Raw genomic sequence first — 15,115 nt, 5'->3', positions numbered from 1 at the left:
CATGAGTCAGGAATTATTTACAAATTTAGCAATTTTTGTCTTGAGTCTGTTAGTGGGATTTGAAGTCATGAGTAAAATTCCCGCGACCCTCCAAACGCCCATGATGTCCGGGGCGAATGCCATTCACGGCGTCGTTGTCGTGGGGGCTTTCGTGATTGCGGCGGAAGCCAACAGCACGTTATTTTATGTTCTTGCCTTTCTGGGTGCCTTCTTTGCGGCCGTAAACGTGGCCGGTGGGTACACCGTGACCGACCGGATGCTGGGCATGTTTGACCGGAAGCCAGCTGCGAAGAAGGGGGAGGCTGATCAGAAATGAGTGCGCTACAAACAATTTCGTCCTTAATCTATCTGGTCTCCGCCGTTTGCTACGTCCTGGGGGTCCACCTGATGCGCTCGCCAAAGACGGCGCGGAAGGGGAACGGCCTCTCCGCCGTGGGGATGTTTCTCGCGGTCATCACGATTATTGTGACGATTATCATTGAAGGTAAAATTGATGCGATTGGCTGGGTCGTCTTACTGGTCGGCCTGGCGCTGGGGATTCTTTACGGGGTCGTCAAGGCGCGCAAGGTGCCCATGACCGACGTGCCTCAGCTGGTCAGCCTCTTTAACGCCGTGGGTGGCGGGGCCGCCGCTACGATTGGGATTTTCGATTACTTGTTAAAGGGCGATGGTGCCGGTCTGGGCGTGGCCTTCTCCCTGCCCGTCTTCCTGGACGTGGTCATCGGGGGCATCACCTTCTCCGGGTCACTGATTGCGACGGGGAAACTCTCCGGTCACGTTTCCGGGAAGCCGATTAGTTTTCCGGGGTCGCGGTTGCTAAATATCATCGTGGTCATCGCGATTCTGGCCTCCGCCTACCTGATGATGGGGTTGACGACCAATGTCTGGTACGTCACCTTGGCATTGGCGATGAGTCTGATTTTTGGCCTGCTGATGACCTTGCCAATTGGTGGGGCCGACATGCCCGTCGTCGTTTCGCTGTTAAATGCGTTCACGGGTTTAGCCGTCGCCTTTGCCGGTTTCGTCATCAACAACCAAGTTTTGATCATTGCCGGGGCTTTAGTTGGGGCAGCCGGGACCATTTTAACCTTACAAATGGCCGATGCCATGAACCGCTCCGTTGCCAATATCTTGGCTGGGGGCTTTGGGACCGGTGATAGCGACAGCGGGGCGGCCGCAGCGGACGTGCCCGTCGACGTGAAGGAAACTTCTGCGGACGACATTGGCCTGCAACTGGCCTACGCCCACAGCGTCATGATTGTGCCTGGCTATGGCTTAGCCGCTGCCCAGGCCCAACATGAAGTGGCCGAGTTGGCCAAGGTCTTGACCGACCAAGGCATCAGCGTGAACTACGCGATTCACCCAGTTGCTGGGCGGATGCCGGGTCACATGAATGTTTTATTGGCCGACGTCAACGTGCCTTATGAACAAATGAAACAGTTGGATGACGCCAATCCGATGTTTGAAAGCACCGATGTGTCCCTGGTCATTGGGGCCAACGACGTCACGAACCCACTGGCCAGAGAAAGTGGCAACGCCATTTCGGGGATGCCAATTCTGGACGTGGATAAGTCGAAGTCCGTGGTCGTCATCAAGCGTTCCATGAGTACCGGGTACGCTGGGGTGCAGAACCCGCTGTTTGCGATGGATAACACGCAAATGTTCTTCTCCGACGCCAAGAAGGGTCTCCAGGAGATTGTGGCGGCTACTAAACAGTATTTGGAATAGGTTTTGATTGCTGACGAGGTTGCGGTATGCTGGCCGCCTGCGGCTTCCAGGACTACGCCTGCTGTGGGGTCGGTTTCCGCCGAAGGGCGGGCTCCCACCTCAACTTTGAGCCCTGCGAGAATCGTGCAGGTCTCAAAGGTTGTCCCAGTCTGTAAGCCGGCACAAAACGCCGACTAACAGACTCGACACAGCTGGCTCCGTCCTGGCTTCCTCCGGCTCTTGGTTGTGGTCACACTATTCCATTGTGGTGGCCGCAATCTGCTGGTGATTCTGCTGGTCCGGTTGGGTTGGTGATGAGGTAGTGGATGTTGCCGCCTGCGGCTTCCAGGACTACGCCTGCTGTGGGGCCCGGTTACGGCCTGAGGAACGGTCCTCCACCTCGCTTTGAAACCTCGCTGAGAATCGCGAGTTTCCAAAGTCGTCTCGTGATGTAAGGCCGAGGAAAATCGCTCGGTCTAACATCACCGACACAGCCGGCTCCGTCCTGGCTTCCTCCGGCTCCTGGTTGTGGGCTCACTATTCCATTGTGGTGGCCGCAATCTGCTGGTGATTCTGCTGGCCCGGTTAGTCGGTTGGCTGTTAATGGACGGTTCGTTTTGATTGGTTAGGTAGATTCAGTGTTTGCTGAAGGCAGTTAGGCTAACTTAATTCTCTAAAAACAATCACCTGAATTTGGTGAAAAAGCACGTTCCAACAAAATTCGTTATTAACGACGAAGGCTGTTGGGACGCGCTTTTTACTGTGTCAGCGGAATTATTTTAGAGGCAGAGACTTGTTAACAGTCAGTTTCCATGTTATAGTGTAATAGTTAAATAGAACACTAGGGAGGCAGGACAAATGAAGTTTGATGATAAGATTCCGATTTACTATCAAATCAAGAATTATCTTTATCATGAAATGATGACCGGCGCTTTAAAGCCAGGGGACAAGCTGCCGGCCGTTCGTCAGTTGGCGGTGGATTTGACGGTTAACGTCAACACTGTGCAGCGGGCACTCGGGGAAATGATCACGGAGGGGATTCTCGAATCCCAGCGGGGAAAGGGGAATTTCGTCACCATGAATGAACAACGAATTACCCGATTAAAGGAGCAGTTAGTCATGGAACAGTTGGAGCGGGTCTACGAACAATTACACGCACTGAACTTAACCGATGAACAAATCATTACGAGCTTGAAACAATACATTGCACAAAGGGGGCAGCGAGATGACCAACGTGTTAGCGATTAATCAATTAACTTATAAGCACAACTTGAAAACTATTTTGAAGGATGTTGACCTGACCCTGGAGACGGGCAAGATTATCGGCCTGTTAGGGGAAAACGGTGCCGGGAAGACGACCCTGATGCGGTTGATCACGGGGAGTGCCAAGGGGTCTGGCACGATTGCCGTGTGTGGCGATAGCGTGGCGGCGCACCATAAGAGCCACGTCAGTTTCACGGAACAACTTCGTGGGTTCAAACCCAACACGCGAATCGACCGGGTGGCCAATTTTTACCGGACGGTCTACCCAGACTTTGACGGGCAGCGGTTTGAAGAACTGATCACGTTCTTACAGATTGATACTAGCCTGAAGCTGGGGGCGCTGTCCAAGGGGATGAAGGAAAAGGTGGTTATCGCCTTGACCTTAGCGCGTCAAGCCCAGTTGTATCTGCTGGACGAACCGTTCAGCGGGATCGATTCCATGAGCCGGAAGCGGATTATCAGTAGCATTATCAAATGGAAGCCAGAGGACGCCACGATGGTCATCTCAGACCATTACGTGTCAGAAATTGCGCCCATCTTGGATGAAGTGGTCATCGTTAAGGACCAGGGGATTTATGCCCACAAGCCAAGCGATGCCATCCGTGAGGAATTTGGCATTGGTATCGAAGCTTACTACGAAAGTTTATACGAGGGGGGCGTCAAGCATGACTAGTTTTGGGTCAGTTTTTAAAGTGATGAGTAAAGATCGGTTCCGGACCACCAGCAAGGTGATTCTGGCGGAACTGGCTGTGATTGCGGTTACCCTCTTGTGGAGCGTGGCGACACGGGGAGTTTCTTCCGGAGAATTCTTTGGCGTCACGGCGTCCTGGTCGGGGCCAGCCTTCCTTGCCGTGTTCATCTTGATGTCAGTCGCTAACGAACACGTTTATACGCGCGACACTTACCGGCTGATTCCGGTTGGCGAGACGAAATTATATACCACGAATTTGCTATCTTCCTTCGTCATGTACCTCTACTTCGGGATTGTTCAGGTGGTGCTCTACACCATCACCGCATCGATTGATGCCGATTTTATTAAAGGCATCTTGGATGGCATCACGGGGCCAGCGTACACGAACCTGGAAGCGGGCAAAATTGTCATCGGCTTACTGTTGATGGGACTAGCTATGGTTATCCTGGGCTGGACCACGATTTCACTGGTGCACTTAGTGGTTAGTGCGACAAACAATTTTTTGCCAAATGTGAGCCGCCGGGCCATCAACGTGGTGCTCTACGTGGTCGTCATCTACCTGGTTGTGCGGGTTGCTGCCTTCATGCTGCACGAGGTCAACAACCTTGGTGGCATCATGAGTACGGGTGGACAGGGCCAATTTATCCTCAACATCGTCGGTATCCTGGTCATTGCCGTGATTGAGGCCGTGATCAATATCTTCCTGCTGAAGAAGTGGGTCGAGACGATTCCAAATTAATACAGCAATTTAAAAAGCCCCTGAACGACCGCGTAATCGGCAACGTTCAGGGGCTTTTACTAGTCTTGAGGTAAATGCACGTGATCCTCCACGTACTGCATGGCGGCCAGCAGGTGTTGCGTTTCCGCTGCAGATAGGCCAGCGAAGAGGGTGGCGACCTGGTCGTCGGCCCGTTGGTTCAACAGGGCCAATTGTTCCTGGCCGGTGGGGGTCAGCGACAGGCGCTTGGCCCGTTTGTCGGTTTCGTCCGGTGTTTGGCGGAGTAAGTCCTGTTCCACCAACCGCTTGAGGACGCGGCTGAGATAGCCCTTGTCCACGGTCAGTTCCTGAATCAGGAGGCTGGCGGTGTCGCGGTGGTGTTCGCCTATTTCTAAAAGGATACGGGCTTCCAGTAGCGTTAAATTTGTTTTGAGGTGGTACTTATCGGCGAGGTGAAATATTCGGGTATAGAAACGGTCGAATGCCCGAATTTGGGTGATGGCTTCATTATTCATGGCAAGGCTCCTTCTGTAGTTGACAAAGGCAACTATCGCCATTATGATTAGATAAGTTGCTTTTGTCAACTAAATTTTCTGGAAGGTCGTTTGACTTACATATGCATAAGAACCGCTTCTCCTTTAGCCTCATCATGGTGGGGGCGTTCCTCAGCGTGCTGAACCAGACGCTGATGTCCACCGCCTTACCCGCTATCATGCGGGCGTTTCACATTACGACCGCCCAGGGACAGTGGCTCAACAACGGGTATTTACTGATTAATGCCCTGATGATTCCGACCACGGCGTACCTGATCAAACGCTACACCACGCGGCAACTGTACTTAACGGCGTCGCTGATTTTCATCGTCGGCTCCCTGATTGGGGCCACGGCGCAACTCTATCCCGTCCTGATTATTGGCCGAATGATTCAAGCGCTAGGGGCCGGAATTATTATTCCGCTGGTCAACGTGGTCGTGATGACCTCGACCAAACCCAGCGAACGGGGTGCGGCGATGGGCATCGTCGGGCTGGCGCTGAACCTGGCACCGGTTCTCGGGCCCACCGTGGCGGGGGTCATCCTGACGCACCTGAGTTGGCAATACTTATTTGGCCTGACGCTCCCATTAATGTTGGTCGACATTATTTTAGCGCCCAAATTTTTGCGTAACGTGGGGGAACTCCATAAGCAACGCCTCGACCGAACGGGGTTACTGTTGTCCGGGTTCGGCTTGACGTTAGCCCTCTACAGCTTCTCCAACGTGGGGGAGACGGCGTTCTGGTCACTGAAGGGCGTCGTACCCCTGGTGGCCGGCGTGATTCTGCTGGGCTTGTTCGTCAAGTGCCAGTGGACCAAGCGCTACCCGTTATTAAATTTGCACGTGTTCCGTTATCGCCAATTTAATTTACCACTGATCATCAACATGTTACTGATGGTTACGATGTACGGCAATGCCATCATCATTCCGGTGCTGGTCCAAAACGTGTTTCACCAAAGTGCCTTCGTCTCGGGGCTGACACTCCTGCCCGGGTCGGTCTGCACGGCCATCATTTCACCGCTGAGTGGGCGGTTCTATGATAAATATAACTTCCGCCGGATGGTCATGATTGGCCTGACCATCGACATGAGTGGCTCGCTGATGTTGAGCGCCACGGGGAGTCACGCCTCAATGGCCTACGTGGTCGCGGGGCAAACGATTCGGCAACTGGGACTGGTCTTAGTCCTGATCCCGATTCAGACGCATGCCTGGTCGATGCTGCCGTTGCCGATGATTCCCGATGGGGTCGCGGTCTACAACACGTTGCGGCAGGTGGCGGCTTCCTTTGGGACGGCGCTCCTGGTGGCCATCATCAGTCTGACCAGCACCAGTCACATTCACTGGTCGATGAACAGTCAGTTGGTCGGAATCAAGTTCAGCTACCTGTTGTCGACGGGGATGGTCTTCGTCTGCTGGTTACTGGCCCGTCAATTGAAAAAGTCTTCGAAGCTTGATCCGGTCGAATCCGACTAGGTCGGGCTTTTTTCGTTTGAAAAAGGAAGCAACCGCGCTGGCTGCTTCCTTTTGTTTTAGATAAATAAGTAATATAGTCCACTGAGGCCAATGAAGACGTAAATCAGGCGTTTCATGGTTGTCACGTTCAGGCGGTTCAGCAGGTGGGCGGCAATCATGGTCCCGGTGATGGCGCCGACCATGCCAATCAGAATCAGAGGTACCAGGTGGAGGGTCACGATGCCGCTGGCCACCCGCAGACTGGTGATGTAGAAGGTGTCAATCAGGAAAAATGTTTGGAGATCCGCCAGATACTGGGACATCGAATGGGCCTTGGAGAGAAAGTAGAGCGCCATCAGCGGGCCACCGATTCCAAACAGGCCGTTGAAGAATCCCGAGATGATCATAAACATGCCGGCGATGAACCAGGGATACTGGCTATCGCCTTGGCGCTTGCTGAAGGTAAAGTAGATGGAGAGGGCGACTAACAGGCCACCCAGCAACATCCGCAAGAGGTGAACGTCGAGGACGTGGCCGAGATGTACCGACCAGGTCGCCACGCTGGCGTAAACCAGGAAGGGAATGATGATGCGGGTCAGTCGAATCTCGTGTCGGTTGCGATAGACCAGGGTGATGACGCTGCCGAGCATCATCAGGCCGGCCACCCCGGCACTTTGGTCGATGGGCAGAATGTTGGGTAGAAAAATCATCATGATGATGACGGCACCAAAGCCAGTCAGGCCTTGGACCAAGCCACCACAAAAGCCTGCGAATAAAACGATGAGCCAAGCCAACGGGAGTGCCTCCTTTGTTAAGTCTCTAATTAGTGTGGTCGAAATCGGGATAGATGTCAATGAGTAACGTCACTTGACAGTTTGGTGGGCAACTCGTTTAATGAAATTAAGATGATTAAGGAGATGTTCACGATGGATGCCAGAACCACACCTTATTTTTCCTTTGCCAACGCGAAAGAGGCCGTTGCCTACTACCAAGACGTTTTTGGCGCGACCGAGGTCTATCGACTGAGTCCAGATCAACAACAGGCCCAGGCCCTGAACCTTCCGCCAGACACGAACCTAGCCGACATCACGATTTACGGGGGCTTCAAGATTATGGACCTGAATTTCTGCTTCTCAGATGCCTCGGGCGACCAGCCGCAGTCATCCAATCAGGTGTCGGTCATGTTGGATATCAATAGTCGGGACCCAACAGCCGAAGCGGCCTTGCTCAAGCTGTATCAACGGGTCGTGGCTTCGCGGCAAGTAACCGTGAAGGTGCCGTACAAGACGCAGTTCTGGGGCAACAAAATGGGAACCGTGATTGATCGGTATGGGGTGTTCTGGATTTTTAATAGTGCACCGTGGGTGACGCAAGCTTAACAACTAAATGACGCCAGTGAGGGATGACCTCGCTGGCGTTTTAAAAAAAAGCGCACAAAAAAGCCCTCATCAATCCGAGATGAGGGCAACTAGTTGATCCATAGGTTACATCTGGAATGTACAGAGCAACTAGGCAGGCGCAAACCTGCATGACCTATCATAACTGTTTTGCGGTGGAATAGCTAGGGTTATTTGGCAAGTTGTCTAAATTGTTTTTGATTCGGTGCTGGGGTAGACTAGGTTTTATCAAATTCAAAGGACGTGAATTGATGAATAAGACCCGTATCATGCTATACGTGACCGACGTTACTCAGACCGTTAATTTTTGGCAGGAGCACTTTGAACTGCCGGTAGTGGCGACGAACGCGTTGCCCGATGGCTCACAGAATATTGTTCTTCAGATGAACGCCGGAACCGAGCTATCCTTCTTCTCACGTGATTTTATAAAGAAGTATTCTCCGGAAGTCCTCGACGATGTGCCTTCGCTCATGTTTTTCAGCGACGACTTTGACGCGCTACATGAAAAATTGGCAGGCGCCACGCCAATCGCTGATAACAATGGGCTACCCACGTTTGCCTTTCCGGATCCCGACGGCCGATACTTTGCCGTGGCTAAGGCTTAGTCGCTAAATTCAAATTATAAATTTCAAGGTCGCCCTTACGTGGACGGCCTTTTATCTTGCCCAGGAAAAATAAATAGTTCAAAAGTGGTTAGTTTTAGTTTACAAAAACTAACTATCGTGATAATATAATTTTCATCAAGAACGAGGAGGCATTTTCGATGAGTGAAAAAAGTCGTGAGTTAATGCAAACGTTTGGCAAGTTACTACAGAACCGAGCCTTCATCATGTCCGTGGGGCATCAGCCGGGGATGGGCGGTCACGGGGGACCTGGTGGCCGGGGCGGTCAAATGCGCCTACTCCACCTGTTGTATCAGGCCAAGAATGGGCTGACCAACGCGGATATCTCCGAGATGTTAGACATCCGGCCCAGTTCCGTTAGTGCCGGCATCAGTAAGTTGGCGGATGCCGGACTGGTGGAACGGGTGCCGAGTGAAAACGACAAGCGCGCCGTCATTGTTAAATTGACCGATCAGGGTCGGCAGATGTTTGACCAATACGATGAACGCGTTGACGATTGGTCCGAAAAATTATTTGGCGGTTTATCCGATGAAGAACAAACACAATTGCGTGACCTATTAACGAAGGTGACGCACCACGTGGGCGATTTGAAAATGGATGAGTTCATGCCCAATCACCACAACTGGCCCCACCGCGGTATGGGACCCATGGGACAGCGGCCCCGCTGGTAAGCAATCGTCGCTAATAAGAGAGTGCTGGAGGCATAAGAGAGATGGAACACAGAATGGCAGCACCGGCGACCGCCCGCAAACGGCCGACTGGCAAGTTTGATATCAAAGGATTTTTACACTTGATTCGGCAAACGAAGCCGAAGTATTGGCAATTGTGGGTCGGCCTGTTCCTAGGCTTACTTGCCACGGGCGCACAGTTAGCAGTGCCCAAGCTGGCCCAATCTTTAATCAACGGACTGGGTCATGCGCTGAACAAGCCCATGTTGATAACGGTCATCGTGTTATTTATTGTGAGTGCGGTCGTGAGTGCCATTTCCGGCGCACTGCTGGGGTTCTTCGGTGAAAATGTCGTGGCCCGGTTACGTGAGACCTTATGGCAAAAATTAGTGCGTTTACGGGTCAGCTACTTTGACAACGTGAAGACCGGGGAAATGACCTCCCGGCTGGTCAACGATACCATGCAGATCAAGAATCTGTTGGCTAATTCGTTTCCCCAGATGGTCACTTCTTTACTCCAACTAGTGGGGGCATTAGTGATTATGGCCCTGATGGATTGGCGGATGACGACCATCATGTTCGTCGCCGTTCCCGTCGTCATGCTGGTGATGTTCCCCATCATGCGACAGTCCGGGAAGATCGGCCACCAGCGACAGGACGCCATGGCCACGTTTAGCGGTGCCACGGACGAAACGCTGAGTGAGATTCGATTGGTGAAGTCGTCTAACGCCGAGGGGTACGAAACGCAAAATGGCGCGACCCAGATCAATGATCTGTACCGCATTGGGTTGAAGGAAGCCATTTACGATTCCATCGCAGGACCGGCTATGACGGCGGCCATGTTGGCGGTCTTTGTCGGGGTCCTGGCCTACGCGGCTGCTCGGGTATCGGCCGGCACCATGACGATGGGGACCATGTTCTCCTTCCTGATGTACCTCTTCCAAATCATCGGCCCAGCCGGCACGTTGGCGCGGTTCTTTACGGATCTGTCCAAGGCCAATGGCTCGACCGAACGGGTTCGGGATTTACTGGCAGAACCAGAAGAACGTCTGACCAGTGGGCCGACGCAGTCCGTGACCGACCAGACCTTGGCCATGGAACACGTAGATTTTGCCTACGAGGATGACGGGCAACCGGTCTTGCGGGACGTGAATTTTGAAGCGAAACCCAATACGGTCGTGGCCTTCGCCGGGCCATCCGGTGGCGGGAAGTCGACCATCTTTGGGATGATTGAACGCTACTACCACCCGCAACAGGGACGGGTCACCATTGGTGGTGAGGACGTTGAGGCGTTTAACCTGAGCGATTGGCGGTCTCAAATTGGGTATGTCAGTCAGGACTCGGCCATCATGGCGGGGACCATCCGGCACAACTTAACCTACGGGGCGGACCAGAGCTATAGCGACGCGGAACTCTGGCATGTCCTGCAGTTGGCTTCCGCGGATGGCTTTGTCCACAACATGGCTGACGGCCTGGACACTCAAGTAGGTGAGCGGGGCGTCAAGGTGAGTGGCGGTCAACGTCAACGGCTGGCGATTGCCCGTGCCTTTCTGCGGGACCCGAAGATCTTATTGCTGGATGAAGCCACGGCCAGCTTGGACTCCGAGTCCGAAGCCATGGTCCAACAGGCGTTAACGGAACTGATGAAGGGCCGGACAACGCTGATCATTGCGCACCGGTTGAGCACCATCGTGGACGCGGATAACATATACTTCGTTGAGGACGGCCACATTAGCGGTAACGGGACGCACCAAGAACTCATGGCTAGCCTACCGATTTACCGGGATTACGTTCGGATTCAATTTAAAGAATAAGTGCATAGGCTCGTGATGAATAATCAGATTGTAGAATCTGAATGTTCATCACGAGCCCTTTTTGTGAAAAAAGTACTAAATGGTTCGAATAAAATGGTATAGTTAGGTCAAGTTACAAACAGTACCTGGGCGGATAGGTTAAATACGAAAACCGTTTTTGTTTTGCATTTTTTAAGCCGATTCGTAATGAGGTGCTAGTGACGTTCTAGTTTCAGGGGAAGAAAAGTCTGATTCGGGTGGAGGTAGGGAGATTATGAAAATACAGCGAAAAATTGTAAGGGCGTTAGTAATGATGGGGCTGGTATTGGTTAGCGTAGGCGGCATTAGTTTGACCGCTAATTCTACGGTCATGGCGGCGACGACGGATGCGATGGCAACCGTCACGCCAGTTGATAGTGGGACGACCATAGATAATGCGTTGCCAGACAGTGACACGAACGCCAAAATCGTTAAGGACGCGATTCTGACAGCGGGAACCAATTATGGTAAGCCACTCACGAAAGATTCCACGCTGGCTGATGTTGCGAATGCTAAGTTAACCGTGACCATTTCAGATAAATTGACGAAATATGCATCATTGTTGAAAGTAGAAAAATATTTTAACGGGCTACTTTTAAATGATCAGGATAATTTGAGTAAAATTGATGTCACTACGATAACAACAGCTTTGTTAACGGATAATGCCACTGGGCCCGAGCTAGAGGCCTTGGGGTTCTCTAATGACAGCATAAATGAAGACGGACTGGACAATATTTTAAAGACGGTTAGTGGGATTGATTCGACATCGGCGATTAAATACTTAATCCTTAATCGTAATCCGCTGAATGATTTCACTGCTTGGACAGTTTTTAAAAATAAGACGACCAATCCTGGCAATGCTGAAAAAATTCAAGCGTTGAATGCAAATGAATTGAAGCTTGATGGTAAAGGGAAAACCCTTGATCCGGTGGCTGTGAAGGATTCAACTATTAAGGTGCCGTACTCAGCATTCACTGAGTATAGTCATGCCAGCGATTCACTGGCAGGGTGTGCTTTAGCTATTAGATATTATCAGGGAATTCCAGATTACTTTGATGGACACAATGAAGAAACCTCAGATAGCTCAGAAACACTTTTTGGGGAACTATATCCGCAAAATATCGCTGAATATTCTTTAGGCACTGTTGAATTTTCTGATGTAAAATTAGATCTTAGTGAAATTAACGTTTTAGATACGGATCAAATTGCTAAGGGGGATCAATACCAAGTTCAGGGACCAAAATATTATATTAGGGCGCCAAAGGATTTGTATGAAAGTATGTTAAGCGCTATTGAGTCTTCCCCTGACATGATCTTTACGGTACCGGTACCTGGTGGCGGCACAACCACATCTGATAAGCTTCCTGATAATTTTCTTGATAATGATACGCTAGTTATCAATGTTCCAGCAGGCGCGAAAAAGGTTCAGGTTCGGATTGCCGTTACTGATGCAAATAACAAGGCTACCTACACTCAAATCTACACGATTCCCATCGCGGGGATGACAGACGCAACTGATACGAATACCAGTGGATCGAATAGTGCTAGTGCAAATAGCTCTAGTGAAAGCAGTGTCACTAGCGAATCCAGTTCAGCGACGACTAATCAATCAACGAGTAAACGTCCGACTGTCATCTACGCTACAAAGAAAATTGGGTTATACCGGACGCCAAACTTTTCTACCAAGACACGGCAAGCTTGGTACGCTAAGCAACCACGGATCTATCGGCCGATGTTTGAAGTCACTGGTTATGCACAATCGACGAAGGGCACACCGCGTTACCTGGTCAAGGACGTTAACCATGAGTCTAAGACGTATGGCAAAACGGGTTACGTGACGACCAAGTCAGCGTTTGTGCAGTCGGTCTATTACCAACAAAAGCTTTCTAAGATCACTGTCATTGCGCCCAATGGGGTGAATGCTTACAAGAACAAGGACCTTAGTCGACAGACCAAACATTACCGTCAAGGTCAGACACTGGCAGTCGTTCGGAAGGTCATCCACAATTTAACAACACGTTATGTCTTGAAGGATGGCCATTACATTACGGCTAATCGGAAGCTGGTTCAAAGTGGTCGGGTGACGATGCCCAAGACCATTAAGACCAAGACACAGGTCAATCGTTATCGTGACGTTAACCTGAAGCATCTGCTTAAGCGCTACCGGAAGGGAACTAAGCTGGCCGTTAAGGGCTGGGATTACAGTCGCAATGGGACCAAGCGTTATAAGGTTGCCAATGGTTATGTCACAGCTAACGCCAAACTGGTGCAAGTGATCAAGTAGGTAGATTTAGCTGATAGTTGTCAGTCACAAGATTATTAAAAAGTTAAAAGTATGCCATGCAAAAGGGACCGCAACAACTGGCCAATACCAGTCATTGCGGTCCCTTTGTCATGCCTTAATAAAATTACTTAACGAGTTTAACAGCGTGCTTGGTGTAGCTGATGTGCCAGCCCTTAGGCAGACCAGAAACGTGGGTGAACTTACCCGTCCGTTTGTGGAAGGTCAAGAGCTTGGTGCCACTCTTGAGACTCCCCTTGGTTAACTTCAAAGTGCCACCCAATTTGGCGGTCTTCTTGATGGTGACGTGGGCGTTGCGGGCCAATTTCAGTTGACCGGCCTTTTGTTGGTAATTGCCCTTAACGGTGACCTTGGCCGTGCTGAGTTGCAGCACACCACCGGCCAGCTTAACGTTACCAGTACCGGCTGCGGTTGCGTTTGCCAGTTCCAACGTCCCAGCCTTTAAGGTCGTGCCGTTGAAGCTGTTGTGACCGCTCAGAATCAGGCGACCGGAACCTTGCTTAGTCAATTGACCCTGACCGTCAATGTCGTTACGCCAGTTGTCCTTAGCGTTGAAGCCGCCTTGCTTGGCATCCATATTGACGGTGACGTTGTCGTTCAGGGCACCGTAACCATTGGCAGCGGAGAAGAGGTCTAACCGACCCCAGCCCTCAGCGTCGTCCATCACGGGGTAGCCAGAAGGCATGCCCGTCGTGTAGAGCACGTCACGGCGTTGGGTATCGCTTAAGTAAGGCAGGCGAGTGGCCAGCAGAACTTCGGCACCCTTCGGCACGCGCATCGCTTGGGTCGTGTCACCGGTTTGATTGAAGCCGTAAGTCATCCGGAAACGGTAGGCGTCGCGGTTCGTTTGGTAATCGCTGAAGGTATCCGTGGCGGTCGTATCCTTGCTACCAAGCAGGGCATCGGAGTGCGCCACCTGGTAGGCTTGCTTCATGAGGTCGCGGTTGTTGCTGTCGTTTAAGGTGGCGGCGGTCATGGCCGTCCCGACCATCCGACCACCCATGACGGCGAGTGGGGAGTGCCGGCCAGCCAGAACGCGGTCGTAGCCGACTTCGGAAGAACGCGTCAGGAGTTCTTGGAAGCGTTCAGGCACGGCGTAGGCCAATGTCAGGCCACTTTCAAATGCAGCGGTCGTGTGGCCACTAGGGAAGTCGTAGTCGTCGGCCTTGGCAGCGGCCATGACCTTGGACAGGGCGGGCACGACTTTGACTTGATCACTCTGGCGGTATGGCCGGACGTACTTCACCACGTGCTTTACGACACCAGTTCCGGAGAATGGTGAGCGGGCCGTGGTGTTCACGAGTTGGACCAGGGGCCCGAGTGTTGAAGTCGTAGACGCCCAGTTGACCTTGCTGTAAGGGGCGTTAGCGGGAAGCGGTTCGCTAGGCATCGAGTTGAAATCGGTTTGGGCGTCGGCGTTCTTGACGAAGGCTGTGGCGTAAGGCCCTAAGCCTGAGATCAGGTTGTAGCGCAGGTCCCGCCGGTCGGTGAGGTAGGAACGCTCGGCCTCGGCATCATTTCTGTGCTGCGTGATGTCGGCTGCTTTGGCCACGTTTTGGGCCAGCAGGCCCTCATTCAGCTTCTTACCGTCTGCCCAATATGTAGAGAATTCAGCCATTTCACCCACGACTGGATTATTTTGTTGGGTCGTGTTCTTGCTGACGTTGGCTTGGTACGTGTCCACAAAGTAGCCGTAAGGCGCGGCTTGTGGGGTCAGGTTGTCCGTTACCGTTTTGGCTTGGGCAACCGTGGTCATCAGGGGTAAAGTGACGGCTGCGAGGGAAACCATCGCGGCTGCTTTGCGGGTCCAGGTGCGTTGTCGCATTTTCATGAAAATTCCGCCTTTCATCTTGAACGTGTCGAGTCGTTTTCAACTTTCAGGTACATTTTCATCATAACCGACCTAGTTTGCAAAGTCAGTAGGGTTAAT

Annotated in this window: 14 protein-coding genes; 11 read left to right on the top strand and 3 right to left on the bottom strand. The window is 51.9% G+C overall.

From position 1 onward, the window contains the following. The first annotated feature begins 1 nt into the window (after position 1). The 5 genes from JUF22_RS03645 to JUF22_RS03625 all read left to right on the top strand — a co-directional run bounded on the left by JUF22_RS03645 (position 2) and on the right by JUF22_RS03625 (position 4,400). Positions 2–316, top strand: a complete 315-nt coding sequence (locus tag JUF22_RS03645) for an NAD(P) transhydrogenase subunit alpha part 2 (protein ID WP_203643438.1) — start codon at positions 2–4, stop codon at positions 314–316. Then, positions 313–1,728 (top strand): NAD(P)(+) transhydrogenase (Re/Si-specific) subunit beta, encoded by a 1,416-nt coding sequence (locus JUF22_RS03640; RefSeq protein ID WP_203643436.1) that lies wholly within the window; start codon positions 313–315, stop codon positions 1,726–1,728. Before JUF22_RS03645 ends, JUF22_RS03640 begins: the two co-directional genes overlap by 4 nt. 837 nt (positions 1,729–2,565) lie before the next feature. After that, positions 2,566–2,955 carry a GntR family transcriptional regulator gene (locus JUF22_RS03635; RefSeq protein WP_203643434.1) on the top strand — a complete coding sequence of 130 codons (390 nt, stop codon included), beginning with the start codon at positions 2,566–2,568 and terminating at the stop codon, positions 2,953–2,955. Next, positions 2,933–3,643 carry an ATP-binding cassette domain-containing protein gene (locus JUF22_RS03630; protein WP_203643432.1) on the top strand — a complete coding sequence of 237 codons (711 nt, stop codon included), beginning with the start codon at positions 2,933–2,935 and terminating at the stop codon, positions 3,641–3,643. Before JUF22_RS03635 ends, JUF22_RS03630 begins: the two co-directional genes overlap by 23 nt. After that, positions 3,636–4,400, top strand: coding sequence for an ABC transporter permease (locus JUF22_RS03625; RefSeq protein ID WP_203643430.1), 765 nt, complete (start codon positions 3,636–3,638; stop codon positions 4,398–4,400). Before JUF22_RS03630 ends, JUF22_RS03625 begins: the two co-directional genes overlap by 8 nt. A 59-nt stretch (positions 4,401–4,459) precedes the next feature. On the opposite strand, the gene JUF22_RS03620 is transcribed toward JUF22_RS03625, so the two are convergent. Next, a complete protein-coding gene (locus JUF22_RS03620) occupies positions 4,460–4,894 on the bottom strand; it encodes a MarR family winged helix-turn-helix transcriptional regulator (protein ID WP_203643428.1) in 435 nt (144 codons plus the stop codon). A 62-nt stretch (positions 4,895–4,956) separates the two neighbouring features. On the opposite strand from JUF22_RS03620, the gene JUF22_RS03615 reads away from it, so the two are divergent. Then, the gene (locus JUF22_RS03615) at positions 4,957–6,384 is read left to right on the top strand and encodes an MDR family MFS transporter (protein ID WP_203643427.1); all 1,428 of its coding nucleotides are present in this window, start codon (positions 4,957–4,959) and stop codon (positions 6,382–6,384) included. A 56-nt stretch (positions 6,385–6,440) separates the two neighbouring features. Here the strand turns inward: JUF22_RS03615 and JUF22_RS03610 are convergent, their stop codons facing one another. Next, positions 6,441–7,157 carry a sulfite exporter TauE/SafE family protein gene (locus tag JUF22_RS03610; RefSeq protein ID WP_203643424.1) on the bottom strand — a complete coding sequence of 239 codons (717 nt, stop codon included), beginning with the start codon at positions 7,155–7,157 and terminating at the stop codon, positions 6,441–6,443. A 132-nt stretch (positions 7,158–7,289) separates the two neighbouring features. Between JUF22_RS03610 and JUF22_RS03605 the strand changes: the two genes are divergently transcribed. The 5 genes from JUF22_RS03605 (at position 7,290) to JUF22_RS03585 (ending at position 13,167) form a co-directional block, all read left to right on the top strand. Continuing rightward, on the top strand, positions 7,290–7,742 hold the full coding sequence (locus JUF22_RS03605; protein WP_203643421.1) for a VOC family protein: 453 nt from the start codon (positions 7,290–7,292) through the stop codon (positions 7,740–7,742). 269 nt (positions 7,743–8,011) lie between these two features. Beyond that, positions 8,012–8,365, top strand: a complete 354-nt coding sequence (locus JUF22_RS03600; RefSeq protein WP_203643418.1) for a VOC family protein — start codon at positions 8,012–8,014, stop codon at positions 8,363–8,365. A gap of 158 nt (positions 8,366–8,523) precedes the next feature. Beyond that, on the top strand, positions 8,524–9,054 hold the full coding sequence (locus tag JUF22_RS03595; RefSeq protein WP_203643415.1) for a MarR family winged helix-turn-helix transcriptional regulator: 531 nt from the start codon (positions 8,524–8,526) through the stop codon (positions 9,052–9,054). A gap of 41 nt (positions 9,055–9,095) precedes the next feature. Then, positions 9,096–10,865, top strand: coding sequence for an ABC transporter ATP-binding protein (locus tag JUF22_RS03590; RefSeq protein ID WP_203643412.1), 1,770 nt, complete (start codon positions 9,096–9,098; stop codon positions 10,863–10,865). 253 nt (positions 10,866–11,118) lie between these two features. Then, positions 11,119–13,167 (top strand): DUF5776 domain-containing protein, encoded by a 2,049-nt coding sequence (locus tag JUF22_RS03585; protein WP_203643410.1) that lies wholly within the window; start codon positions 11,119–11,121, stop codon positions 13,165–13,167. 124 nt (positions 13,168–13,291) lie between these two features. Here the strand turns inward: JUF22_RS03585 and JUF22_RS03580 are convergent, their stop codons facing one another. Then, entirely contained in the window at positions 13,292–15,016 is a 1,725-nt protein-coding gene (locus tag JUF22_RS03580) for a phosphatase PAP2 family protein (RefSeq protein ID WP_203643406.1), read from the bottom strand. Positions 15,017–15,115 lie beyond the last annotated feature (99 nt).

Source organism: Levilactobacillus lanxiensis, from assembly GCF_016861655.1.
Classification (GTDB): domain Bacteria; phylum Bacillota; class Bacilli; order Lactobacillales; family Lactobacillaceae; genus Levilactobacillus; species Levilactobacillus lanxiensis.
The sequence above is the reverse complement of the archived record's forward strand: the minus strand, read 5'-3'. Positions and strand labels throughout refer to the sequence as shown.